Consider the following 25,800-nt stretch of genomic DNA (forward strand, 5'->3'; position numbering starts at 1 on the left):
GCGGTTCGAGGCATGGATGGGTCAGGCCCTCGCCGAGGCGGCCCTGGCCGGAGCGCATGACGACGTTCCCGTCGGGGCCGTCGTCATCGACGGAACCGGTGCCGTGATCGGACGCGGGCACAATCGGCGGGAGGTCGATGCCGATCCGCTCGGCCACGCCGAGCTCATGGCGATCTCTTCGGCCGCCTCGGCGAAGGGACGGTGGCGACTGGACGACTGCACCCTCGTCGTCACCCTGGAGCCGTGTGCGATGTGCGCCGGCGCCCTCGTCGGCTCCCGCATCGCCCGCGTCGTCTTCGGCGCCTACGACGACAAGGCCGGAGCCGTCGGATCGGTCTGGGACCTGCTGCGCGACCGTGCCGCACTCCATCATCCGGCGGTGCGCTCCGGGGTCCGTGCCGAGGAATGCCGGGACCTGCTGCGGGACTTCTTCGCCGCCCGCCGCTGACGCACAGGCGTGCTCCACTTCACAGCAGCTCGATTTGGATGCGGAAAGTCCACCGCTGTACAGTTGTCGGCGGTGGCGTGTCCGAGCGGCCGAAGGTGCAACACTCGAAATGTTGTGTAGGGCAACCCCCTACCGTGGGTTCAAATCCCACCGCCACCGCCACGGGGAACCCCTGATCAGCCGAGTCTGGTCAGGGGTTTCGTATGTCTCTCCGGGGGATGGCATCGGTGCATGCAGAGGTGTGATGATTGACACACCGGGGTCGAGCGACGAGACTGTCTCGATGAAATAGAAATAGTTTTCCAGGATATGGAAATTCTGGTTCGGTGTTCACCGACGACTTGCCTGTTTCATTGCGCACGTTCAAGGCGCAGGGCCGACGACAACGATGTCGACGGCTGACCAAATCGAACAACCTGAGGTGGTCCATGAAAATGGCTGACAATGACCAGGCGGTTGAGACCGCAACCCCGAGAACGGGGCTACTCGACAGATTCTTCGAAATCACCCATCGCGGGTCGTCGATCAAGCAGGAGATCCGCGGAGGCATCGTCGCCTTCGTCGCGATGGCCTATATCGTCGTCCTCAACCCGCTCATCCTCGGCGGCAGCGAAGACATCGCAGGAAACAGCCTCGACTTCGCCCAGCTGACCGCCGTCACCGGTCTCGTCGCCGGCGTCATCACGATCCTCTTCGGTGTCGTCGCCCGACTTCCGTTCGGCCTCGCCGCCGGCCTGGGCATGAACAGCTTCCTCGCTGTCTCCGTCGTCCAGGAGGTCACGTGGGCCGATGCGATGGGGCTCGTGGTCATCAACGGCGTCATCATCGTCGTCCTCGGCGCCACGGGCATCCGCACGGCGATCTTCAACGCGGTTCCGCATGCGCTCAAGATCGCGATCACCGTGGGCATCGGACTGTTCATCGCCTTCATCGGCTTCGTCAACGCCGGATTCGTCACCCGCACCCCCGCCGGACCTCCCGTCCAGCTGGGCCAGGACGGATCGATCGGGTCCCTGCCCACGCTGGTCTTCGTCTTCGCCCTCGTGCTCATCGGCATCCTCGTTGCGCGCAGGATCCCCGGCGGCATCCTCATCGGCATCATCGTCGCCACGGTCGTCGCGATCATCATCCAGGCGTTCGCGAAGCTCGGCACAGTCGGCGATCCGGTCAATCCGGATCCCCTGGGCTGGAACCTCTCGGCTCCGGAGTTCCCGAAGCAGTTCATCGCCGCACCCGACTTCGGGCTCATCGGAGAATTCGACCTCTTCGGCGGATTCCAGCACATCGGCGTGCTCGCCGCCACGATGCTCGTCTTCACCCTCGTCTTCACGAACTTCTTCGACGCGATGGGCTCGATGACGGGACTGGCCCGCAGCGCCGGGCTGCAGACCGACGACGGAATGTTCCCGCGCATCCGCGGCGCCTTCATCGTCGAAGGACTCGGAGCGGTCTTCGGCGGCGGTGCATCCGCATCGTCGAACACCGTCTTTGTCGACTCCGCCGCCGGCATCGCCGAGGGAGCGCGCACCGGTCTGGCCGCCTGCGTCACCGGCGTGCTGTTCCTGCTGTCGATGTTCTTCTCCCCGCTCATCGCCGTCATCCCGATGGAGGCCGGAGCCGCCGCGCTCGTCGTCGTCGGAGCCATGATGGTCACGCAGATCCGCGAGATCGAGATGAGCGACTTCCGCGTCTCACTGCCGGTCTTCCTCACCATGGTCACGATGCCGCTGACCTACTCGATCGCCAACGGCATCGGCGTCGGATTCATCTCCTGGGCGCTCATCCACGCCATGAGCAAGCGCGCTCGCGATGTGCACTGGCTGCTGTGGGTCGTCTCCGCAGGATTCGTCCTGTACTTCGTTCGCGGCCCGATATCGGCTATCTTGGGAGCGTGAGCATTGTGGTTGGGAACACAGCGTGGCAGGAAGGCCAGATCGCACACGGGGTATGAACCTCGAGGCGATGGCCTCAATATTGCGTTCTTCGGCGCTGTTCGCATGGATAACCAGAAGCCGCGAAGAACGAAGCACCTGTTCCAACCATGCACGGTGCGCCTCAGGGAAGAGGCGCAGGAGGTATGAAGCCGGATGTCCGCAACGACGACGGATCACACAGCTGCCGAAGTGACCATCAACGGAGCCGCCACCAGATTTGACGGCCCACCCCATACGAATGCGCTCGACTTCCTGCGCGGTCAGGGACTGACCGCAGCGAAGGAAGGCTGCGCCGAAGGCGAATGCGGGGCCTGCGCCATCCTCGTCGCCCGCCCCGATGAGACCGGCGGAACCCGCTGGACCTCCGTGAACTCCTGCCTGCTGCCGGCCGCAGCACTCGACGGGGGAGAGGTCGTCACCGCCGAAGGACTCGCCACAGGCGACACAGTCCACCCCGTCCAAGAAGAGATGGCCGTGCGCGGCGGTTCCCAGTGCGGATACTGCACCCCCGGCTTCATCTCCTCGATGGCCGCCGAATACTACCGTCCCGAACGCGGCGCCGATGCAGCCGAGAATGCTGCAGCCGCCGGTGCTGCCGGCGACGCCCATGAGGATCATCAGTGCGGGCCGAACGGATTCGACCTCCACTCCCTGTCCGGCAACCTCTGCCGCTGCACCGGCTACCGCCCCATCCGCGATGCCGCGTACTCCCTCGGACAGCCGAGCGAGGACGATGCGCTCGCCGCCCGCCGAGACCGGCCGGCACCGGCCGCCGTGCCCACCGACTACCGACGCGCTGACACCGCGACAGGCACGATCGGCCGCTACCGCCGCCCGGCCACCCTCGCCGAGGCGGTCGAGATCCTCAGCAGCGAACCCGAAGTCACCGTCGTGGCAGGGGCCACCGACTGGGGCGTCGAGGTCAACATCAAGGGAGCACGGGCCAAGAACGTCCTCGCCGTCGACCGGTTGGACGAGATGCGCGGCGTCCGCCGCACCTCCGACCACATCGAACTCGGCGCCTCCCACACCCTGTCCGAACTCGAACGCGAACTCGCAGGCGACATTCCGCTGCTGGGCAAACTGTTCCCCCAGTTCGCCTCCCGCCTCATCCGCAACGGAGCGACGATCGGCGGCAACCTCGGCACCGGTTCACCCATCGGCGACACCCCGCCGGCGCTGCTCGCCCTCGAAGCCGAACTCGTGCTCACCTCGGTGCGCGGCGAACGCAGCGTGGCACTGGCCGACTACTTCACCGGCTACCGGCAGACCATCCGAGACGCCGATGAGCTCATCACCGCCATCCGCATCCCGCTGCCGCTGTCGCCGCTGACCTCGTTCCAGAAGATCGCCAAACGCCGCTTCGACGACATCTCGTCCGTGGCCATCGGCTACGCCGTCGACGTCCGCGACGGACAGATCGCCAAGGCCCGCATCGGCCTCGGCGGAGTCGCAGCGACCCCGCTGCGGGCACGTGCCACCGAAGCCATGCTCGAAGGCCGGCCGTGGAGTCTGGAGACCGTGCACGCGGCAGCCGAGACCCTCGCCGGCGAAGGAACACCGATGGACGACCACCGTGCGAGCGCAAAGTACCGGACCGCGATGCTGCGGTCCTCGCTCGAACGCTTCTACGCCGAACAGCTCGGCCGCACGTCCGTGACCAGCAAGGAGGTCAAGTGATGAGTCAGCTCTCGCAGCGTCCCGCCGACCCGATCGTCGGCGAACGCCACCACCATGAAAGCGCCTTCGGCCACGTCACCGGCTCAGCGCTCTACACCGATGATCTCGTCGGTCGCCTCACCGGCGTCCTCCACGCCTACCCCGTGCAGTCGACGACCGCGCACGCCCGGCTGCTCTCCCTCGATGTTCAGCCCGCCTACGGCGTGCCGGGAGTCGTGCGCGTCATCACCGCCGCCGACATCCCGGGGGTCAACGACCAGGGCGTCAAGCACGATGAGCCGATGCTGCCGACCGATGAGATCATGTTCTTCGGTCAGCCCCTGGCATGGGTGCTCGGCGAAGACCTCGAAGCCGCGAAGGAAGGTGCGGCCGCAGTGGTCGCCGAGGTCGAGGACCTCCCCTCGCTGGTGAGCGTCCGCGACGCAATCGCGGCCGACAGCTACCACGGGAAGCCGCTCTACATCGACAAGGGCGAGGTCGACTCGGCCTTCGCCGATGCCGCCCACGTCTTCGACGGCGAATTCGAGTTCGCCGGGCAGGAGCACTTCTACCTCGAGACGCAGGCCTGCCTGGCACATGTGGATGAGAACGGGCAGATCTTCGTCCAGTCCTCGACTCAGCACCCCACCGAGACACAGGACATCGTCTCCCACGTCCTCGGCGTGCCCGCCCACGAAGTCACCGTGCAGTGCCTGCGTATGGGCGGCGGCTTCGGCGGCAAGGAGATGCAGCCCCACGGCTATGCCGCGCTCGCCGCGCTTGGGGCCACGCTGACAGGTCGGCCGGTGCGTCTGCGCCTGGACCGGACCCTGGACATCACGATGACCGGGAAACGCCACGGCTTCCACTCATCGTGGAAGATCGGGTTCGACGAGGAGGGGAAGATCCTCGCCCTCGACGCGACCCTGACCGCCGACGGCGGGTGGAGCCTCGACCTGTCCGAGCCCGTGCTCACGCGTGCCATGTGCCATATCGACAACGCCTACTGGGTGCCGAACATCCGTGTCACCGGCCGCATCGCCAAATGCAACAAGACCTCGCAGACGGCCTTCCGCGGATTCGGCGGTCCCCAGGGCATGCTCGTCATGGAAGACATCCTCGGCCGGGTCGCCCCGCAGCTGGGGCTCAGCGCCAGGGAGCTGCGAGCTCGCAACTTCTATGCAGAAGGTCAGGACACTCCCTACTACCAGCCGGTGCGTCATCCGGACCGGATCGGCGCCTGCTGGGACCAGCTCATCGCCGAATCCGACCTCGAAGCCCGCGAACGGGAGATCGCGGCCTTCAACGCAGCCCACGAATACACGAAACGCGGGCTGGCGATCACCCCGGTGAAGTTCGGCATCTCGTTCAACCTCACCGCCTTCAACCAAGGCGGAGCGCTCGTCCTCGTGTACAAGGACGGATCCGTTCTCGTCACCCACGGCGGCACCGAGATGGGGCAGGGCCTGCATCAGAAGATGCTCCAGGTCGCTGCGACGACGCTCGGGGTGCCGCTGTCGACGGTGCGTTTGGCACCCACCCGCACGGACAAGGTGCCCAACACCTCGGCCACGGCGGCCAGCTCCGGTTCCGACCTCAACGGCGGGGCGGTGAAGAATGCCTGCGATCAGATCCTCGACCGGCTGCGTCAGGTCGCTGCGGGCATCCTCGGTGCCCCCGCCCATGAGGTCAACATCTCCCGCGGAATCGTCTCCGCCCTCTCATCGACGAAGACGGTGACGTGGGAAGAGCTCATCAACACCGCGTACTTCCAGCGCATCCAGCTCTCGGCCTCCGGGTTCTACCGGACCGAAGGCCTGCACTGGAACCTCAGCCAGATGCGCGGGGAGCCGTTCAAGTACTTCGCCTACGGCGCCGCAGTCTCCGAAGTCGAGGTCAGCCGCTTCGACGGTTCGTACTCGCTGCGCCGCGTCGACATCGTCCACGATGTCGGAGATTCCCTGTCTCCGCTCATCGACCTCGGACAGATCGAAGGCGGCTTCGTCCAGGGCGCCGGCTGGCTGACCCTGGAAGACCTGCGCTGGGACGAATCCGACCGCCCGAGCCGCGGCCGTCTGGCCACTCAGGCGGCGAGCACGTACAAGATCCCGAGCTTCTCCGAGGCCCCGGAGATCTTCAACATCTCGCTGCTGGACAAGGCCCACGAAGAAGGAGCCGTCTACGGGTCCAAGGCCGTCGGCGAACCCCCGCTCATGCTCGCCTTCTCCGTCCGTGAGGCGCTGCGTGAAGCGGTGCGCGCCTTCGGCGAACCCGGACGCGAAGTGGAGCTGGCCTCCCCAGCCACACCCGAATCGGTGTTCTGGGCGATCGAGGATGTGCGCGCCCGCGAATCGGGGGCGGCCGCCTCGGTGACGGAAGGACAACGAGTTCCGTCATGACCTGGATGGACACCGCAGCCGAGCTTCGCAAGGCTCGGGTGCCGGCCGTCCTCGTCACGCTCGCCACGGTGCGGGGTCATGCCCCGCGCGAGGCGGGTGCGAAGATGATCGCCACCGCCGATGCCCTGTTCGGGACCATCGGCGGCGGCAATCTCGAGATGACGGCCATCACCCGTGCCCGCGAGATGCTGACCGAGGGCCGGAGCGCCCCGGAGATGCTCGACCTGCGGCTCAATGACAAGGCTCCGGCCAAATACGGACGGCAATGCTGCGGCGGGGAGGTCACGGTGCTGCTCGAACCGCTACCTGTGCCCGCCTCGGCGGCGATCTTCGGCATCGGCAACATCGGACTCGAACTCACCCGGATCCTCGCCCGCCACGACATCGATCTCGTCGTCTCCGACTCACGACCCGAACAGTTGGAGGCCCTCGATGCGTTGGAGACCCCGGTCGCACGCATCAGCCGCGAATTCGCCGTCGTGGGCGAAGAAGTGCTCACCGGGCTGCCGGCGGGTTCGCACGTGGTCATCATGACCCACGATCATGCCGAGGACCTGCACCTGTGCGCGGCCGCACTGTCGCGCGGCGATCTCGGCTCCGTCGGGCTCATCGGCTCGAACGCGAAATGGCAGCGGTTCCGGAAGAACCTCACCGCCGAAGGCTTCGCGCCCGAGCTCGTCGACACGATCCGCTGCCCCATCGGGCTGCCGGACCTTCCCGGCAAGGCACCTGCGACGATCGCCGTGAGCGTCGCCGCAGACCTGCTGGGCCGCATGGGCTGACGGCGTCCGAACGCCACAGCTCTCACCACCGCTCCGTAACACCACTTGCCCACATCACCACTGACTTCAGGAGAACCACCATGGTCATCTACCGCGCGCGTGTCTTCGACACCCCGGACAACCCGTTCACCGGCGGCGAACTGCGCTCCGGTTCCGATCTCGCCCTCGTCGTCGACGACGGCGTGATCACCGAGCGCACCGATTTCGACTCGGCTGCCGCGAGCCATCCCGACGCCGAGGTGGTCGACCTGCGCGCGGGAGTGCTCATCCCGGGACTCATCGACACCCACGTCCACTTTCCGCAGGTGCGCATCATCGGCAGCCTCGGCAGACCGCTGCTCGAGTGGCTCGAACACTCACCCCTGCCCGAAGAGGCCAAACTCGCCGATGACGCCTACGCGCGGTCCGTGGCCACAGACTTCCTCACGGGCCTGACCTCGGCGGGGACCACCTCGGCGATGGTCTTCGGCGCCCACTTCCCCGGAGCCGTGGACGCCCTGTTCTCCGAGGCCGAGACGGCGGGACTGCGGATCACCTCGGGCCTGGTCACCAGTGACCGGAACCTGCCCGAGGCGCTGCTGACAGATGTCGAGACGTCCACGGCGGCCGGTCAGGCGCTCATCGACCGGTGGCACGGTCGGGGACGGCTGCGCTACGCGGTGACCCCGCGCTTCTCCTTCTCCGCCGGCCAGGAGCTCCTGGCCGCAGGCGGGCAGCTCGTGGCCGACAATCCCGGCATCTGGGTGACCTCGCACCTCAACGAGAACCTTGACGAGGTCTCCGGTGTGGCGCAGCAGTTCCCCGAGGCCATCGACTACCTCGACACCTATGACCGGGCCGGGCTGCTGGGCCGGCACACGATCATGGCCCACAACGTCCACCCGCAGGACCGGGAGCTTCAGCGCATGGCCGAGACCGGGACCGTCGCGGCCCACTGCCCGACCTCGAACTCGGCCCTGGCCAGCGGATTCTTCCCGCTGCGACGCCACATCGAGGCCGGAGTCCGGGTGGCGCTGGGCTCCGACGTGGGCGGCGGGACCGGATTCTCCCTGTTCAAGGAGGGCGTGCAGGCTTACTTCATGCAGCAGCTCGACCCGTCCGGGGGACTGCCGCTCAACTCCGCGCACCTGCTCTACCTGGCCACCGCCGCCGGCGCCGACGCCCTCGAACTCTCCGATCAGGTCGGTGACCTGTCCGTGGGCAAACGCTTCGACGCTGTCCTTGTGCGCCCCGCCGAGGGGCAGCCCCTGGACGTGGGGCTGAAGCACGCCGGCAGCGATTCGGACGCGCTCGCGAAGATCTTCGCCATGGGCACCCCTGCCGACATCGCCCAGGTGTGGGTGGACGGAGACCTCGTCAAAGGCTGACCCACCACCCCATTACTACCCGACGGCGCCCCAGCAACCTTTCGCTGGACTGGTCCCCAAAAGTTGGACTGCTGTGAGGTCAGCATAGTTCGTAAATAGGCTCACCATCCTTGGCGGTCTTGTTCCGATATTCCATCGGGGCAAGATCGCCAAGTCGTGTCGAGATCCTTTCGTAGTTATACCAATGAATGTACTCATTGATCGCGGCTTTGAGGTCCTCGACCGTGTCGAACTTCTGCAGATAGAACATCTCGGACTTCAACTGCCCGAAGAAGTTCTCCGCCATCGCGTTATCCCAGCAGTTTCCCTTCCGCGACATCGACGGTGTAGCACCATGCTTAGCTAGAATCGACGCCCAGGACACGTGCTGGTACTGAAACCCCTGGTCCGTGTGCACCAGCGGTGTCTGCCCGGGACGCAGTCCCTGACAGGCTCGCATCAGCGACTCGTTCGTCAATGCCGTGTTCGGTGACGTCGACATCGAGTACGACACCACACCGGCATCGAACAGATCGATCACTGGTGACAGATACAGTTTCTTGTCTTCAACAGCGAATTCCGTGACGTCGGAAACCCATTTCTCGTTCGGTTCATCAGCGGTGAACTCCCGATTGAGTACGTTGTCAGCAACGGCTCCGACCGTGCCGCGATGGGAGTCGAATTTCTTCTTCCGCACCTCGGTCTGCAGACCCATGTCACGCATTAATCGCAGTACGGTCTTCTTCGCGATCGTGATGCCCTGTTTGACCAAGACAGCCCAGATCTTGCGGTGCCCGTAGCGTTTGTGACTCTTCTCGAAGATGTCCTCGATGAGGGTTCTCACCTGCGCGTATGGGTCGGGTCTCACGTCGAATCGTTTCTGGTGGTAGAAGAACGTCGACCGGGCCAAACCCGCGACCTGCAGCAGCAATGGCAGTGGATAGTCTGCCTTGAGACTGGCAACAATGCGTGCTTTCACAGCTGCCCTTTTTGCCTCAAGGCCCGCAGTTTTTTCAAGTAAGCGTTCTCCGCTTCAGCCCGCAGCAGCCGGTCTTGCAGCTGCCGATACTCGGCCAGGCTGATGTCCTCGACATGCGTCTTCTTCGCCATCAGGTCTGGCTTCGACGGTGCCGGATCAGCATCGGGGTCCTGACCGTTGTCGAGGGCTCGTATTCGTGCTGTCTTGCCTTTGGCCGGCGGCGGTGTCACGAACGCGTCTTCGCCCTTGTCCCGGTATTTCTTCGCCCAATCAACCACGGTACGCGAGGACGCCAAACCGAGCTCTTGAGCCAGGACGACTTTGTGTTCGCCGTCGAGGTACCGTTTCGCAGTCGCGATCTTCGTCTCTGCCGGTATGCGGCGGGGCTGGTGCGGTTCCATGACCGATATTGTTCCACGCACCAGCCACCGGTCGTGGAGGAGTTTGAGCGTGGGTTTATGCACGTCGAGCTTCGTGGCTGTCGCGGCATAGCCGTGCCCTTTGTCGAAGAGGTCGATCGCGGCCCTGGCTTGTTCGTCTGTGATCAGACAGTCCTTACGCATGGAGTGGTCCCTTCAAGTTGTCTTGTGTTGATCACAGTCCAACTTTCGGGGACCACTCCACGCCACGTTGCTGGGGCGCCGTCGGGTTGTTTTTGGGGAGGAAGCGCCGGGGCTCTTGACGAGAACTCCGCGAGCTGTCTATGCTTATTTCACGGAATGGAAATCAACTTCCACAATACGGAAAAGCAAGACACTCAAAGGAGAGCTGCATGTCCCCGTCATTCGACTTCACCAGTCCCGACAACTACGTCCTCAACTGCTCCACCCTGCTCACCGAACTGCCGGTGATGGAGCGCGCCCAGGCCGCGAAGGACGCGGGATTCAGCCAGGTTGAGTTCTGGTGGCCCTTCGACGGCAACCCGACCCCCACCTCGGCGGAGGTCGATGAGTTCATCGCCTCGCTCGAATCCGCGGGAGTCGCGCTCAAGGGCCTGAACTTCTGGGCCGGGAACATGGCCGGAGGCGACCGGGGCATGGTCTCGATCAAAGGCGCCGAAGAGGACTTCGCCGCGAACGTCGAGATCGTCGTCGAGATCGGCCGCCGCACCGGCTGCCGCGCATTCAACGCCCTCTACGGTCTGCGCACCGACGGCCAGGATCCTGCCGAGCAGGACCAGGTGGCCGCGGCGAATCTGGCCCGCGCCGCCCAGGCCGTCGATGAGATCGGCGGCACCGTCCTCGTCGAACCCGTCTCCGGAGCCGAGGCCTACCCGCTCAAGCGCTACGCCGACGCCGCCGAGGTGGTCGCGGCCGTCCGCACCGACGGACCCGCCAACATCTCCGTCCTTGCCGACTTCTTCCACATGCACGTCAACGGCGACGACGTGGCCGCCGTCATCGAATCCGAGGCCGCGAACTTCGGCCACATCCAGATCGCCGACGCCGAAGGACGCGGAGCACCGGGCACCGGCTCGCTGCCGCTGCGCGACTGGATCGACCGGGCCTACGACCTCGGCTACACCGGGTCGATCGCACTCGAATACAAACAGGACCGCGCCACCGCCTTCGACTGGCTGACCCACGCCGCCCAGACCGCCTGACACCCCGAATCGACACGAAGGAAACCCCATGAGCAAGACAATCGCATTCATCGGACTCGGCATCATGGGCCTGCCCATGGCCAAGAACCTCGTCAACGCCGGCTTCGACGTGCGCGGATTCAACCGCACCCCGGCCAAGGCCGACACGCTCGCCGAGGCGGGTGGCAGTGCCGCCGCCACCATCGCCGAGGCGGTGGCAGGGGCCGATGTCATCATCACCATGGTCCCGGACTCTCCCGACGTCGAGGCCGTGCTCACCGGTGACGAGGGCATCCTCGCCCACGCTTCAGCCGGCGCCACCTGGATCGACTTCTCCACCATCCGCCCCGACGTGGCCACGGAACTCGCCGCGCAGGCGAAGGAGGCGGGACTCAAACCGCTCGACGCACCCGTCTCCGGCGGAGAGCCCGGCGCCATCAACGGAGCCCTCTCCGTCATGGTCGGCGGAGACAAGGCCGACTTCGATGCCGTGGCCGATGTCTTCGACGCCGTCGGCAAGACCATCGTCCTCGTCGGACCCTCCGGTGCCGGCCAGACCGTCAAGGCCGCCAACCAGCTCATCGTCGCCGGAAATATCGGACTCCTCGCCGAAGCCGTCGTCTTCCTCGAAGCCTACGGCGTCGAGACCACCCCGGCTCTGGAAGTCCTCGGCGGGGGACTGGCCGGATCCAAGGTGCTCGAGCAGAAGGGGCAGAAGATGCTCGAGCGCGAGTTCGGTCCCGGGTTCCGTCTCGAACTGCACCACAAGGACATGGGCATCGTCACCGCCGCCGCCCGCGAGGCCGGGGTCGCGATCCCACTCGGGGCCACCGTCGCACAGCTCGTCGCAGCGACCGTGCAGCAGGGCAACGGGGGACTCGACCACTCGGGTCTCTTCACCGTCGTCGAGCAGCTGTCGGGCAAGAACGAGAACTGAAGCACCGCCTCGGCGCGGGAATCCCACCACGGACCGAGCCGGCGACAGCGTCGTCGCCGGCTCACGAACAAAGGACGAAAAATGACACGCATGCGCGCAGTCGACGCCGTTGTGCTCATCCTCGAAAAGGAAGGCGCGACCGAGACCTTCGGCCTGCCGGGAGCGGCGATCAACCCGCTGTACTCGGCGATGAAGGCCCACGGCGGAATCCGCCACACCCTGGCCCGCCACGTCGAGGGAGCCTCCCATATGGCCGACGGCTTTACCCGTTCGGCACCAGGCAACATCGGAGTCTGCCTGGGGACCTCGGGCCCTGCCGGCACCGACATGATCACCGGCCTCTGCGCCGCGGCAGCGGACTCCCAGCCGATCCTGTGCATCACCGGCCAAGCCCCGGTCGCCGTGCTCGACAAAGAGGACTTCCAAGCCGTCGACATCGCCTCCATCGCCGCCCCGGTGACGAAGATGGCCAAGACGGTGCTCGAGGCCGGGCAGGTTCCCGGAGTCTTCCAGGCGGCATTCCAGCTCATGCGCTCGGCCCGGCCCGGACCCGTGCTCATCGACCTGCCCATCGACGTGCAGCAGACCGAGATCGATTTCGACATCGACACCTACGAACCCCTCGCACCAGCAAAGCCGGCAGCGACCTCGGCGCAGGCGGAGAAGATCCTCGACCTCATCGCCGAGGCGAAGCATCCGATCATCATCGCCGGCGGCGGAATCATCAATGCGGATGCGGCCGATCGCCTCGTCGAATTCGCCGAGCTCACCTCGATCCCGGTCTCACCGACGCTCATGGGCTGGGGCGCGATCCCCGATGATCACCCGCTGGCCGCGGGCATGGTCGGCATCCAGACGCACGTGCGCTACGGCAATGCCAGCTTCTTGGAATCCGACCTCGTCATCGGCATCGGCAACCGCTGGGCCAACCGTCACACCGGGGACCTCGGCGTCTACCGAGAGGGCCGGAAGTTCGTCCACATCGACATCGAACCCACCCAGATCGGACGCGTCTTCGCCCCCGACTACGGCGTCGCCTCCGATGCCGGGGCCGCCCTCGACGCACTGCTGACCGCCGCGCGATCACGGACGAGCGGACTGCCGGACTTCACCGGCTGGGCCGACGAATGCACGGCGCGGAAGTCGACCGAACACCGGAAGACGAACTTCACCGAGATGCCGATCAAACCGCAGCGCGTCTACCAGGAGATGAACCAGGCCTTCGGCAAGGACGTCACCTATGTCTCTACGATCGGGCTCAGCCAGATCGCCGGAGCCCAGATGCTGCATGTCTATCGGCCCCGCCACTGGATCAACGCCGGCCAGGCCGGGCCGCTGGGCTGGACCGGGCCCGCGGCACTCGGCGTGGCCAAGGGCAAACCCGGCGAGACCGTCGTCGCCCTGTCGGGGGACTATGACTTCCAGTTCATGATCGAAGAGCTCGCCGTCGGCGCTCAGCACAAGATCCCGTACGTCCATGTGGTCGTCAACAACTCCTATCTCGGACTCATCCGCCAGTCCCAGCGCGGATTCGAGATGGACTACGAGGTGTCGCTGGCGTTCGAGAACATCAACGCCGCAGGTTCCGCGTCGTCCGGATACGGGGTCGATCACGTGGCCGTGGCCCAAGGGCTCGGATGCAAGGCGCTGCGGGTCGAAGACCCCGAACTCATCGGTGAAGGACTGCGGGTCGCCAAGGAGCTCATGGATGAGCACCAGGTGCCCGTGGTCGTCGAGGTCATCCTCGAGCGTGTCACGAACATCTCGATGGGTGCGGCGCTCGATCAGATCAACGAGTTCGAGACCCTCGCTCAGACGCCAGCGGATGCCCCGACGGCGCTGACGCCGATGGGGCAGCTGGCCACGGCAGAATAGGCTGAGCTGTTTCGGCCGGGCCGAACGCGGCTGGGCCGAACGTGGCCGGGTTCGGCCCGGCTGGGTCGAACGTGGCTAGGCCGAACGTTGGCTAGGCCGAATCGCCCGATCCGAGTAGGCTAGAACGGTATACCGAACCCGTGTCCGCCGGTCTTGCCGGGGGCGGGCGACTGAGGAGGAAATGTGAGCAATGACGCCAGCTTCGACCTGATCATCCACGCCGAGAAGGCCGTGCTGCCCGATGGCACCGGCTCCGTGACGATCGGCGTCACGGATGGGAAGATCGCCGAGATCGCCCGCGGGGGACAGGATCTGGATGCAGCCGCCTCGGCGGGGGCGAAGGTCGTCGAGGTCGGAGCCGATGAGGTGCTGCTGCCGGGCCTCGTCGACTCGCACGTCCACGTCAACGATCCCGGCCGCGCTGAGTGGGAGGGCTTCGCCAGCGCCACGCGCGCCGCCGCGGCCGGGGGAGTGACGACGATCGTCGACATGCCGCTCAACTCGCTGCCGCCCACGGTCGACGTCGCAGCGCTGGAGACCAAGCGCGAGGTCGCCGCACCCAAGGCGTTCGTCGACGTCGGCTTCTGGGGCGGGGCGATCCCCGGCAACACCGCGGATCTGCGCCCCCTCCACGAGGCCGGAGTCTTCGGCTTCAAATGCTTCCTCGAGGACTCCGGGGTCGAGGAGTTCCCGCCGCTCGAGCCGGCGGAGATGCAGACGGACATGGCCGAGATCGCGTCTTTCGACTCGATGCTCATCGTCCACGCCGAAGACCACGAGGTCATGTCCGCGGCACCGAAGAACTCAGGACCGAAGTTCGCCGACTTCCTCGCTACGCGTCCGCGCGAGGCCGAGAACGTCGCGATCGGCCGGGTCATCGACGCCGCCCGAGCGACCGGAGTCCGGGCGCACATCCTCCACCTGTCCTCGGCGGATTCGCTCGAGCAGATCGCCGCGGCCAAGGCCGAGGGCATCAGGCTCACCGTCGAGACCTGCCCGCACTACCTCGTCTTCACCGCCGAGGAGATCCCCGACGGAGCAACGACGCACAAGTGCTGCCCGCCGATCCGCGAGGAATCGAACCGGGAAGCACTGTGGCAGGGGCTCATCGACGGCACGATCGACTGCATCGTCTCCGACCACTCGCCGTCGACGGCCGAACTCAAGCTGCTCGACACCGGCGACTTCGGAGCCGCATGGGGCGGAATCTCCTCGCTGCAGCTGGGGCTCTCGCTCGTGTGGACAGAGGCCGCCAAGCGCGGGATCGAACTCACCGAGGTGGTTCGCTGGATGTCGTCGGCACCGGCGTCGGTCGCCCGGGTGTCGAACAAGGGAGCGATCGCTGAGGGCAATGACGCGGACTTCGCCGTGTTCGCCCCCGACGAGGAGTGGACCGTCCACGCCACGGACCTCTACCACCGCAACCAGATCAGCGCCTACGATGCCCGCACCGTCCGAGGCCGCGTGACCTCGACCGTGCTGCGCGGGACTCCGGTGGACTTCGAGACCCCGACCGGCCGCCTCCTCCAAGCCCGCTGAATTACTACCTGACGGCGCCCCAACAACCCGGCGAAAGGTTGCTGGGGCGCCGTCAGGTAGTTCGGGGGAGAAGTTATCCACAATTTGGGTCCGGCTATTGCTGTTCGTTATCGAATGATGCATTTTGGTGTCATGTATCTATGTATGACGACCGAGAAGCTGTACCGGCTGGGGTTTTCCAAGGGCGACATCCGACGCGGTGTGAACTGCTGCCTCAGGCGCATCGCCCGGGGGCGGTATGTGGCGACGGGTTCCTGCGAAGACGCACGGCACGAAGTCATCTGGGCCGCACTGAGCGAAGAGGACTTCGAGGAGTTCGGGCGCCAAGGCGATATGCGCGATGAGATCGAGCCTTTGCGCGTTCTCATCCGCACCCGCGCCGAACGGATCCACTCGTCGTCCGGGCGCTGGCGGGCGACGAAGGGGCGCGAGGTCTTCTCCCACCTCTCGGCCGCTCTCGTTCACGGCCTGCCGATCGCCTATTCGGCACAAACCCGGGTGGAGGTGTTCCGCCCCAACGTCAGTCGCAAGTACCGCCACCTCTACGTGCGCAACCGCGAGATCCCCTCGGCGCATCGGAAGATGCTCGGCATCTACGCGGTGACGACGATGGAGCGCACTCTCATCGACATCGCCCGCGACTACGACCTCGATATGTCGGTGCCGATGCTCGACGAGGCGATCCGCCGCCGACTGACCACCCGGCCCAGGTTGGAGGCGGTCCTCGACGAATGCCCCGAATCCCGCGGTGATGCGGCAGTCCTGCGTGCCCTCAACCTGACCGATGGGCGCCGGGAGGCGCCCTCGGAATCGATCGCTGCCGTCCGGTTCTTCGAGCACGGGATCGCAGGCTTCGAACCGCAGGTCGAGTTCCGCGATGACCGCGGTGAGGTGATTGCCCGCGTGGACTTCTGCCACCGCGACGCGAAGGTGATCATCGAGATCGACGGCCTGGAGAAGTACACGATGGACGGCCGGAATCCGCGGGAGAGCATTGCCGCGGAGAAGACGCGCGAAGCCGCTCTCGAGGCCAGGGGGTACAAGGTCATCCGTCTGACGTTCGGCGAGCTCTTCCGCACTGCGCCCTTCGAACGGATCCTCGGGGTCCTGGCCTCACGGCTGCGCACCGGATGATCGCGTCAAGAAGCACGTGACGGCGCCCCAGCACCCTGGCGCCAGGGTGCTGGGGCGCCGTCAGGTAGCAGTTAGGGGAGGAGTTGGGTGCGGAGGCGGGCGACGTGGCCGCGGGCGTCGACATCGTATTCCGCGTGCGTGAGCGTGCCGTCGGGGCCGATGACGAAGGTCGAGCGCTGGGTGCCCAGGACCGTGTGTTCGCCGATCGTCTTGGGCCCGAAGCTGCCGTAGGCCCGTGCGACCGCCGCACCCTCATCGGAGAGCAGCGAGAACGTCAGTCCCTCCTCGGCGGCGAATTCCCTGAGCGAATCCGTGTCATCGGGCGAGATGCCGAGCACCTCGAATCCCGCGGCAGAGAGCGCAGAGAGATTGTCCCGGAAATCGCAGGCCTCGATCGTGCAGCCCGGCGAGGCCGCCTTCGGGTAGAAGTAGAGGATGACGCTGCGGCCGGCGAAGTCCGCCTTCGACACGGTCCGCCCCTCGGCGTCGGTGAGCAGGAAGTCCGGAGCGATATCTCCGACGGCAAGCTGAGTCTGGGTGGTCATGGTGCATCCTTTCATCATTGAGTGGAGCTTCCGGCGGCCACGAGTGCGCAGGCATGCGCGGCCGCATCCTCGATGAGCGCTTCGGCGCGCTCGGACAAGGTGGTCAGGTCGGCCGGGCCCGGAGCGATCGACAGCGCGGCCGTGATCCCGGCCTCCCGGCACTGCGCGGGGGAGAGTCCGACGCGTCCGGCGATGACGATCACCCGCGCCGAGGCGGGGGCGTGGTCCCGTACGGCCGCAACGACCTTCCCGCCCAGGGACTGCGAGTCGAACGACCCTTCGCCGGTGAGCACGATATCGGCCTCGGCCAGGGCCGAAGCCAGTCCCACCGTCTCGGCGACCATGGTCGATCCGGGTACGACCTCGGCGCCCAGCAGCGAGGTGAGCACCACCGGGATACCGCCGGCGGCACCGAACCCCGGCGTTGCGGCCAGGGCTTCGGCGTCGCCGGGGGAGGAGGTGAGCACCTTGGCGAGGTGGGCAAGCCCGGCATCGAGGGTGGTCACGGATTCCGCGTCGGCACCCTTCTGGGGGCCGAAGACGGCAGCGGCCCCGCGGGGTCCGGTGAGCGGATTGTCGACATCGACGGCGATGCGCCACCGCACTCGACGCGCCCGCGGATCGAGATCGGCGGTGTCGACGTTCGCGATCGCGGCCAGCCCTCCGCCGCCGGGGGCGACGTCGGTGCCCGAGGCATCGGTGAAGCGGGCGCCGAGGGCTGCGGCGATGCCGACTCCGCCGTCGGTGCTCGCCGAGCCGCCGATGCACAGCAGGATCTCCTCGACGCCGAGGTCGAGCACGGCGCGGGCGATGAGTCCGACGCCGAAGGTGTCGGCGCGCTCGGGCTGCAGCGGCACGTCCGAGACCTGGGGCAGCCCGTTGGCCTGGGCCGCCTCGATGACCGCGGTCCTCCCATCAGGGGAGACCCCGAACGCCGCCGAGGCGGCCCTGCCCAGAGCATCGACGGTGTCCACCGTGCGCGGCGGGGTCCCCCAGACCGCGAGCAGTGCGTCGAGGGTGCCCTCCCCGCCGTCGGCGAAGGGCAGTTCGGCGACGTCGGCAGCAGGGAAGGCCGTGCGGGCGCCGCGAGCCAAGGCGGCCGCAGCGCCCGGTGCCGAGGCCGAACCCTTGAAGGAATCAGGGGCGCAGACGATCCTCGGGGCATGAGTGAGAGAGGAATGGGCAGATGCGGAGTGTGTCGAAGCGTCGTAGCTCATGTCCTCATTCAATCTCATCGTCGGGATCGGGCTCGTGTGGTGGTCGCGGTTCGGGACGGGGCCTGCTGATGTGCTGCCTGGCCCGCTCACCATTATCCACGATTCGGAAGAATGTTTCCATAAAAATATGTGAGCAATTTGACATTGCCGTTCACGCCCAGCAGACTCGAACCAATCGTTCGGAAATGGTATTCCGAACCGTGAAATCCCGTCAGTGCACGACCAGGAGGTCACCGTGGACCTGGCCGAGTTCAATCGACTCCCAGCTGAGGCAGCCCGGAATGTTCTGCGCCCCTGCCTCGACGTCGACCGTTGGATCGACACAGTCGTTGCGGCGCGTCCTTTCCCCGACGTCGACGCCGCCCTGGCTTCGGCGCGCGATGATGCCGGCCCACTGCGCACCGACGAGATCGACGCCGCCATGTCCCATCACCCGCGCATCGGCGAGAAGGCGAAGGGCGACAGCGCGGAGGCTGCCCACTCGAGCCGCGAGCAGGCCGGACTCGGCACCCTCGAAGCCGATGTGCAGTCGCAGCTGGCCGCCGGCAATGCCGCCTACGAAGAGCGCTTCGACCGGGTGTTCCTCATCCGCGCCGCCGGACGCACTCCTGCCGAGATCCTGTCCGAACTGCAGCGGCGCATGGACAACACCGAAGCGGACGAAAACGCCGAAGTCGGCGAACAGCTGATTCAGATCGCCGCCCTGAGACTCGAAGGAATCCTCGCATGAGCTTCATCACCGCCCACGCACTCGACTCGACCGTCGGCACCCCCGCCGCAGATCTCGAAGTCACGCTCTATGACGGCGCCGAGGTCATCGTCTCGGCCCACACCGACGACAACGGGCGGGTCTCCGACTTCGGCCCCGACCACCTCGAACCCGGCGACTACCGGATCGTCTTCGGCACCGGCGCCTACTTCGCCGCCCGGGACATGGACCACTTCCACCCGGTCGTCACCATCGACTTCACCGTCCAGGCCGGACAGGAGCACTATCACATCCCGCTGCTGCTGAGCCCCTTCGCCTACAGCACCTACCGCGGCAGCTGAGCCGGACCCACAACGACATCAGGGGAAGCAGGCCCCCTGCAGGATCTCATCCTCAACAAACCGCCGAAGCCGACCGGGCACGTTCCGGCAGGCCTCGCCAATCGAATGGTCACGGCATGCGCATGCCCGCATGCCGACGAACTGGAGGAATACCAAGATGAGCAAGGTCCGACTGACATCGAACCAGTACGGCAAGGCGGAGAACCGACTGATGCGGGTCTACCGCGACACCGACCGCCATGAGATCCGCGATCTCAACGTCACTTCGCAGCTGTGGGGCGACTTCGAGACCGCCCACACCGAAGGCAACAACGAACACGTCGTCGCCACCGACACGCAGAAGAACACCGTCTTCGCGAAGGCGAAGGAACTGGGCGTGAGTTCGCCCGAGCAGTTCCTCATCGGCCTGGCCGACCACTTCACATCCAGCTTCGACTGGGTCACCGGCGGACGCTGGGAGGCCGAGGAATACGGCTGGGATCGGATCAACGACCACAAGCACTCGTTCTTCAAGTCCGCCCCCGAGGTGCGCACCGCCGTGTTCACCCGCGACGGCGACAAAGACACCCTGATCTCGGGCTTCAACGGCCTCACCGTGCTCAAGACCACCGAATCGGGCTTCGTCGGATACCCGAAGGACAAGTACACGACCCTGCCGGAGACCGAGGACCGGATCCTCGCCACCGACATCGCGACCCGGTGGATCTACAACACCACCGACCTCGACTTCGAGGCCGTGTACACCCGTGTCAAGGAGATCATCCTCGACTCGTTCACCGACCACTTCTCCCACGCCCTGCAGCACACGCTCTACCAGATGGGTGAGAAGGTCATCGAGGCAGTGCCGCAGATCGACGAGATCCGCTTCTCCTGCCCGAACAAGCACCATTTCCTCTACGACATCGAGCGCTTCGGACTGGAGAACCCGAACGAGGTCTTCATCGTCGCCGATCGCCCGTACGGCCTCATCGAGGCCACCTTCACCCGCGAAGGCGTGGATGAGAACAAGGACGCATGGGCACAGATCGCAGGCTTCTGCTGAGGCAGACTCCGCGGCTGCTGAGGCAGAGTCACACCTGCTGAGGCAGAGTCACACCCGCTGAGGCACCTCACTTGCTGAGGCAACTCAGCCGCTGAGCCGGCAACGACGCCGGCTCAGCACTTTCCGTCTCCGGGCTTCCGGCCGGAACACGGTCCCGGAAGCCCGGACCCCGTGAGAAGGACAACCCCGCAATGACACAGGACACCGCCTCGGCGAACCCGAGGAGCACCACCGACGAAGAGGTCGATGACTGGCTCGAGTCCTGGGAGGGACTTGTGGGCGCACGCGGCACCGCGCGCGCCGGCGAGATCATGGAGGCGCTGCGCCGCCGCGCGGCCACGAACTCCGTCGCCCAACCCAAGGTCACCACCACCGACTATGTGAATACGATCCCTGCCGATCAGGAACCCGCCTACCCCGGCGATGAGCGGATCGAACGCCGCTACCGCAGATGGCTGCGCTGGAACGCGGCGATGCTCGTCCACCGTGCACAGCGCCCGGAGATCTCCGTGGGCGGCCACATCTCCACCTACGCCGGAGCCGCCACTCTCTACGAGATCGGCTTCAACAACTTCTTCCGCGGCCAGGACCATCCCGGCGGCGGCGACCAGGTCTTCTTCCAAGGCCACGCCTCACCGGGAATGTACGCTCGTGCGTTCCTCGAGGGCCGCCTGTCCGAGGCCGACCTCGACGGGTTCCGGCAGGAGGTCTCGCGGGCCCCGCACGGACTGAGCTCCTATCCTCACCCGCGGCTGATGCCCGAATTCTGGCAGTTCCCGACAGTGTCGATGGGACTCGGTCCGATCAATGCGATCTACCAGGCGCAGATGAACCGCTACCTCCAGCACCGCGGGATCAAGGACACATCCGACCAGCGGGTGTGGGCGTTCCTCGGCGACGGGGAGATGGACGAACCCGAATCGCGCGGTGCCCTGCAGCTGGCCGCGAACGAAGGACTCGACAACCTCACCTTCGTCATCAACTGCAACCTCCAGCGCCTCGACGGACCTGTGCGCGGCAACGGCAAGATCGTCCAAGAGCTCGAGGCGACGTTCACCGGCGCCGGCTGGGACGTCATCAAGGTCCTGTGGGGCCGCGAATGGGATGATCTGCTCGCGCAGGACCGCACCGGCGAGCTCGTGCGGATCATGAACGAGACCCTCGACGGGGACTATCAGACCTTCAAAGCCGAATCCGGCGGATTCATCCGCGACAACTTCTTCGGCCGGTCCCCGGTGACGAAGGGACTCGTCGAGCACCTGAGCGACGACGACATCTGGAACCTCAAACGCGGCGGCCACGACTACCACAAGGTCTTCGCCGCCTACCAGAGGGCAGTGAGAACACAGGGCAAACCCACCGTCATCCTCGTCCAGACGGTCAAGGGCTACGGGCTGGGCACGACGTTCGAGTCCCGCAATGCCACGCACCAGATGAAGAAGTTCACCGCCGCCGACGTCAAGGCCTTCCGCGATCGGATGGACATCCCGATCATTGACAAGGTCATCGACGACGACCCCTATGCGGTGCCCTACTATCATCCGGGCACGGATTCCGAAGAGATCCAGTACATGCTCGACCGGCGCCGTGCACTCGGCGGATTCGTCCCGGCACGGAAACCGGAGAACTGTCGGATCACCCTGCCGGCGGCCAGTGACAAAGCCTTCGCGCAGACGAAGAAGGGCTCGGGCCAGCAGATGGCGGCCACGACCATGGCCTTCGTCCGCCTGCTGAAGGACCTCATGCGGGAGGAGGGGATCGGGCAGCGGATCGTGCCCATCATCCCTGATGAGGCTCGGACCTTCGGCATCGACGCGTTCTTCCCGACCGCGAAGATCTACAACCCGAACGGGCAGAACTACCTGGCCGTCGACCGCGAGATGTTCCTGTCGTACAAGGAGGCCAGCTCGGGTCAGCTGCTCCACGTCGGCATCAACGAAGCCGGTGCCGCCGCCGGGTTCACCGCCGCCGGAACCGCCTACTCCACGCACGGCGAACCGATGATCCCGATCTACGTGTTCTACTCGATGTTCGGCTTCCAGCGCACCGGCGACGCCTTCTGGGCGGCCGGGGATCAGATGACCCGCGGCTTCATCATCGGCGCCACCGCCGGGCGGACCACCCTGACCGGGGAGGGGCTCCAGCACGCCGATGGGCACTCGCCGGTGCTCGCGGCCACGAACCCGGCCGTGCGCGTCTTTGATCCCGCCTTCGGCTACGAGATCGGACACATCGTCCGCGACGGCCTGCACCGCATGTACGGCGAGCACGACCTCGGCGAGGATGCCCGCAACGTCATGTACTACCTGACCGTGTACAACGAACCGATGCTCCAGCCGGCCGAACCCGACGACGTCGACGTCGAGGGGATCCTGCGCGGCATCCACCGCATCGCGAAGGCGCAGACCCCCGCCGAGGCGGCACCGGGCACCCGTCCGCAGGCGCAGCTGCTGGCCTCCGGGGTCGCGGTCCCGTGGGCGCTGGAGGCCCGCGAACTGCTCGCCGCTGACTGGGGCGTCGATGCTGCCGTATGGTCGGTGACCTCGTGGGCACAGCTGCGTCGGGACGCGTTGTCGTGTGAGGCCGAGAAGCTGCGCGACGTCGACGCCGAACCGCGCGTGCCGTATGTGCGCCGCCGCCTCGGTGCCGAACCGGGCCCGATCGTGGCCACGAGCGATTTCGATTCGACCCAGCCGGATCTCATCCGGCCCTTCCTCACCCAGGACTTCGCGACGCTCGGCGCCGACGGCTTCGGCTTCTCCGATACCCGTGCCGCGGCCCGCCGGCACTTCAGGATCGACGCCCATTCGATGGTCGTGCGCACCCTGCAGCTGTTGGCCGAACGCGGGGAGGTCGATCCCGGCACCCCCGCCGAGGCGGCCCGACGGTACCGTCTCACCGACGTCAACGCGGGGACCTCGGGAACCGCAGGCGGCGATTCCTGACCCGGTTCACGCAGGCGACCGGGCCGAGCCGGTGGTCCGGCTCAGCGGCCGGTCTGCATCTCCTCGGAGATGCGGTCGGCCGCAGCCCGCAGCAGCGGTACGGCACGGTCGGCGAAGCTCTGATCGACCCGGCTGACCGGCCCGGACACCGAGATCGCCAGGGGAGTGGGGGAGTCGGGGATCGCCATCGCGAAGCACCGCACCCCGAGTTCCTGCTCCTGTTCGTCGATGGCATACCCGCGTTCGCGGATGCGGGCGAGTTCGGCCTCGAGCTCGGAGACCGAACCGATGCTGAACTCCGTGGGCGTGGGCATGCCTGCGGTCGTGACGATATGACGGACCTGCTCGGAGTCGAGACCGGCGAGGATCGCCTTGCCGACCCCCGTGTCGTGCATATGGGCACGGCGGCCCACCTCGGTGAACATGCGCATCTGACGGTCCGAGGCGACCTGATCGACGTAGACGACCATGTCTCCGTCCATCGTCGCGACATTCGCGGACTCGCCGAGATCGGCGACGAGATCGCGCAGGTAGGGCCGGGCGATGGCCCCGAGCTGGGAGCCTGCGAGGTTGCCCAGCCGCACGAGACCCGGGCCCAGGGCATAGCCCCGGTTGGGCAGCTGCCGGACCACGCCGAGATTGACCAGCGTATTCAACAGGCGGTGAATGGTGGGCAAGGGCAGATTCACATCGGCTGCGATATGGCTCAGCGTCGCGGAGCCGGCGGAGTTCGCGATGCATTCGAGCAGGCCGAACGCGCGCTCGACGGACTGCACGCCGCCCTTGGTCTGGCGGACTGCAGGTGTGTCCTTGCTGCTCATCGATCAACCTTCTTCCGTGGGGAGTTTCGACGGTGAAACTCCGTTCAGTGTAGTCCCGAAATGGAAGAAACTTTCCGAATCGGCAGACAACCACTAGGATTTCCACCAAGCAAAAGTTATTATCCATTATACGGAAACTCAATATCAGAGAGGATATTGCCATGGCTGCAACCAGTCCCGGATACTCCATCACCCTGCGCGTCGACACACAGGTCGGTCAGGCCTCGACGTCCGATCTCGTGGCCGCGGCCGCCGCCACCGGAGCCGGTGTGACCGGACTCGACGTCGTCGAATCCACCCCGCACTCGGTGACCATCGATGTCAGTGCCGACACCCGCGATGTCGCCCATGCCGGGGAGGTCTCCGACGCGATGGACAAGCTGCCCGGCGTCGACGTCCGCAAGGTCTCCGACCGGACCTTCCTGCTCCACCTCGGCGGCAAGCTCGAATCCGCGCCGAAGGTGCCCCTGCGCAACCGCGACGACCTCTCCCGCGCCTACACCCCGGGTGTCGCCCGCGTCTGCCAGGCGATCGCTGCGAACAAAGAAGATGCGCGGCGGCTGACGATCAAACGCAACACCGTCGCCGTCGTCACCGACGGCACCGCGGTGCTCGGCCTCGGCGACATCGGCCCCGAGGCGGCCATGCCGGTGATGGAGGGCAAGGCCGTGCTGTTCAAGCAGTTCGCCGGCGTCGACGCCTGGCCGGTGGCCCTGGATACGAAGGACACCGAGGAGATCATCTCGATCTGCAAGGCCATCGCCCCGGCCTACGGCGGCATCAATTTGGAAGACATCGCCGCCCCGCGCTGCTTCGAGATCGAAGCCCGCCTGCGCGAAGAGCTCGACATCCCGGTCTTCCACGACGACCAGCACGGCACCGGAGTCGTCACCCTCGCCGCGCTGAAGAACGCGCTCAAGGTCGTGGACAAGAAGATCGAGGACCTGCGCATCGTCGTCTCCGGCGTCGGCGCAGCCGGCAATGCGATCATCCGCCTCCTCCAGGTCGCCGGGGCCACGAACATCATCGCCTGCGGACGCAGCGGTGCGATCGGACCGAACTCGACCGTCGACACCGAGCACAAGAAGTGGCTGCAGGAGAACACGAACCCCGAAGGCTTCGACGGCACCCTCAAGGAAGCCGTCGTCGGCGCGGATGTGTTCATCGGCGTCTCCGCCCCGAACGTGCTCGACGGCACCGACATCCAAGCGATGAACAAGGACGCCCTCGTCTTCGCCATGGCCAACCCCGACCCGGAGGTCGACCCCGCCGAGGCGCTCAGATACGCGGCCGTCGTCGCCACCGGACGCAGCGACTACCCGAACCAGATCAACAACGTCCTGGCCTTCCCCGGAATCTTCCGCGGACTCCTCGACGCCGAAGCCCGCGACATCGACGAGAACATCATGGTCGCCGCTGCCGACGCCATCGCCTCCTGCATCCCCGAGGACGAACTCCACCCCGGCTACGTCGTGCCTTCGGTCTTCGACCCCGAGGTCGCCGTCAAGGTCGCCGAGGCGGTCGCGGCGGTGTCGTCCTGAAACAGACGACGTCGCCCGCGAGAGT

At 66.2% G+C, this 25,800-nt stretch carries 21 protein-coding genes and 1 tRNA gene; 17 read left to right on the plus strand and 5 right to left on the minus strand.

The annotated features are described in order from the left end of the window. The first annotated feature begins 16 nt into the window (after positions 1–16). From L1F31_RS04480 to guaD, 7 genes are all read left to right on the plus strand, one after another. The gene (locus L1F31_RS04480; RefSeq protein ID WP_265419479.1) at positions 17–448 is read left to right on the plus strand and encodes a nucleoside deaminase; all 432 of its coding nucleotides are present in this window, start codon (positions 17–19) and stop codon (positions 446–448) included. A 71-nt stretch (positions 449–519) separates the two neighbouring features. Next, positions 520–610, plus strand: a tRNA-Ser gene (locus L1F31_RS04485). A gap of 272 nt (positions 611–882) precedes the next feature. Next, positions 883–2,343 (plus strand): NCS2 family permease, encoded by a 1,461-nt coding sequence (locus L1F31_RS04490; protein WP_265419480.1) that lies wholly within the window; start codon positions 883–885, stop codon positions 2,341–2,343. A gap of 192 nt (positions 2,344–2,535) precedes the next feature. Beyond that, positions 2,536–4,062 carry a xanthine dehydrogenase small subunit gene (locus L1F31_RS04495; RefSeq protein WP_265419481.1) on the plus strand — a complete coding sequence of 509 codons (1,527 nt, stop codon included), beginning with the start codon at positions 2,536–2,538 and terminating at the stop codon, positions 4,060–4,062. After that, positions 4,062–6,440 carry a xanthine dehydrogenase molybdopterin binding subunit gene (gene xdhB, locus L1F31_RS04500; RefSeq protein ID WP_265419482.1) on the plus strand — a complete coding sequence of 793 codons (2,379 nt, stop codon included), beginning with the start codon at positions 4,062–4,064 and terminating at the stop codon, positions 6,438–6,440. Before L1F31_RS04495 ends, xdhB begins: the two co-directional genes overlap by 1 nt. After that, a complete protein-coding gene (gene xdhC / locus L1F31_RS04505) occupies positions 6,437–7,222 on the plus strand; it encodes a xanthine dehydrogenase accessory protein XdhC (RefSeq protein ID WP_265419483.1) in 786 nt (261 codons plus the stop codon). The genes xdhB and xdhC overlap by 4 nt, the downstream gene beginning before the upstream one ends. Positions 7,223–7,302: 80 nt before the next feature. Continuing rightward, on the plus strand, positions 7,303–8,589 hold the full coding sequence (gene guaD, locus L1F31_RS04510) for a guanine deaminase (RefSeq protein ID WP_265419484.1): 1,287 nt from the start codon (positions 7,303–7,305) through the stop codon (positions 8,587–8,589). Positions 8,590–8,668: 79 nt separating this feature from the next. On the opposite strand, the gene L1F31_RS04515 is transcribed toward guaD, so the two are convergent. Then, a complete protein-coding gene (locus L1F31_RS04515; protein WP_265419091.1) occupies positions 8,669–9,547 on the minus strand; it encodes an IS3 family transposase in 879 nt (292 codons plus the stop codon). Further along, entirely contained in the window at positions 9,544–10,110 is a 567-nt protein-coding gene (locus L1F31_RS04520; RefSeq protein ID WP_265419090.1) for a helix-turn-helix domain-containing protein, read from the minus strand. The genes L1F31_RS04515 and L1F31_RS04520 overlap by 4 nt, the downstream gene beginning before the upstream one ends. A gap of 209 nt (positions 10,111–10,319) precedes the next feature. Here L1F31_RS04520 and L1F31_RS04525 point away from each other — a divergent pair, with 209 nt between their 5' ends. From L1F31_RS04525 to L1F31_RS04545, 5 genes are all read left to right on the plus strand, one after another. Further along, complete coding sequence (locus tag L1F31_RS04525; RefSeq protein WP_265419485.1) at positions 10,320–11,150, plus strand: TIM barrel protein; 831 nt, start codon at positions 10,320–10,322, stop codon at positions 11,148–11,150. Positions 11,151–11,178: 28 nt separating this feature from the next. Then, positions 11,179–12,066 carry a 2-hydroxy-3-oxopropionate reductase gene (locus L1F31_RS04530; protein ID WP_265419486.1) on the plus strand — a complete coding sequence of 296 codons (888 nt, stop codon included), beginning with the start codon at positions 11,179–11,181 and terminating at the stop codon, positions 12,064–12,066. An 81-nt stretch (positions 12,067–12,147) separates the two neighbouring features. Next, positions 12,148–13,941 carry a glyoxylate carboligase gene (gcl, locus tag L1F31_RS04535; protein WP_265419487.1) on the plus strand — a complete coding sequence of 598 codons (1,794 nt, stop codon included), beginning with the start codon at positions 12,148–12,150 and terminating at the stop codon, positions 13,939–13,941. A 183-nt stretch (positions 13,942–14,124) separates the two neighbouring features. After that, entirely contained in the window at positions 14,125–15,480 is a 1,356-nt protein-coding gene (gene allB, locus L1F31_RS04540; RefSeq protein WP_265419488.1) for an allantoinase AllB, read from the plus strand. A 144-nt stretch (positions 15,481–15,624) separates the two neighbouring features. Beyond that, positions 15,625–16,614: a DUF559 domain-containing protein gene (locus tag L1F31_RS04545; RefSeq protein WP_265419489.1), complete on the plus strand. Its 990-nt coding sequence runs from the start codon at positions 15,625–15,627 to the stop codon at positions 16,612–16,614. A gap of 71 nt (positions 16,615–16,685) precedes the next feature. On the opposite strand, the gene L1F31_RS04550 is transcribed toward L1F31_RS04545, so the two are convergent. Both L1F31_RS04550 and L1F31_RS04555 read right to left on the minus strand, forming a co-directional pair. After that, a complete protein-coding gene (locus L1F31_RS04550) occupies positions 16,686–17,159 on the minus strand; it encodes a peroxiredoxin (protein ID WP_265419490.1) in 474 nt (157 codons plus the stop codon). A gap of 14 nt (positions 17,160–17,173) precedes the next feature. Continuing rightward, positions 17,174–18,376 (minus strand): glycerate kinase, encoded by a 1,203-nt coding sequence (locus tag L1F31_RS04555; protein ID WP_265419491.1) that lies wholly within the window; start codon positions 18,374–18,376, stop codon positions 17,174–17,176. Positions 18,377–18,611: 235 nt separating this feature from the next. Here L1F31_RS04555 and uraD point away from each other — a divergent pair, with 235 nt between their 5' ends. The 4 genes from uraD (at position 18,612) to aceE (ending at position 23,413) form a co-directional block, all read left to right on the plus strand. Next, on the plus strand, positions 18,612–19,106 hold the full coding sequence (gene uraD / locus L1F31_RS04560; protein WP_265419492.1) for a 2-oxo-4-hydroxy-4-carboxy-5-ureidoimidazoline decarboxylase: 495 nt from the start codon (positions 18,612–18,614) through the stop codon (positions 19,104–19,106). Next, a complete protein-coding gene (gene uraH / locus L1F31_RS04565; protein WP_265419493.1) occupies positions 19,103–19,426 on the plus strand; it encodes a hydroxyisourate hydrolase in 324 nt (107 codons plus the stop codon). The genes uraD and uraH overlap by 4 nt, the downstream gene beginning before the upstream one ends. A 157-nt stretch (positions 19,427–19,583) precedes the next feature. Then, positions 19,584–20,468: a factor-independent urate hydroxylase gene (gene pucL / locus L1F31_RS04570; protein WP_265419494.1), complete on the plus strand. Its 885-nt coding sequence runs from the start codon at positions 19,584–19,586 to the stop codon at positions 20,466–20,468. Positions 20,469–20,659: 191 nt separating this feature from the next. Then, entirely contained in the window at positions 20,660–23,413 is a 2,754-nt protein-coding gene (gene aceE / locus L1F31_RS04575; protein WP_265419495.1) for a pyruvate dehydrogenase (acetyl-transferring), homodimeric type, read from the plus strand. Positions 23,414–23,454: 41 nt separating this feature from the next. Here aceE and L1F31_RS04580 read toward each other — a convergent pair whose 3' ends face one another. Then, a complete protein-coding gene (locus L1F31_RS04580) occupies positions 23,455–24,234 on the minus strand; it encodes an IclR family transcriptional regulator (protein WP_265419496.1) in 780 nt (259 codons plus the stop codon). Positions 24,235–24,395: 161 nt separating this feature from the next. Here L1F31_RS04580 and L1F31_RS04585 point away from each other — a divergent pair, with 161 nt between their 5' ends. Continuing rightward, a complete protein-coding gene (locus L1F31_RS04585; protein WP_265419497.1) occupies positions 24,396–25,775 on the plus strand; it encodes an NAD(P)-dependent malic enzyme in 1,380 nt (459 codons plus the stop codon). The last annotated feature ends 25 nt before the right edge of the window (positions 25,776–25,800 follow it).

The organism is Brevibacterium spongiae, assembly GCF_026168515.1.
GTDB classification, from domain to species: Bacteria; Actinomycetota; Actinomycetes; order Actinomycetales; family Brevibacteriaceae; genus Brevibacterium; species Brevibacterium spongiae.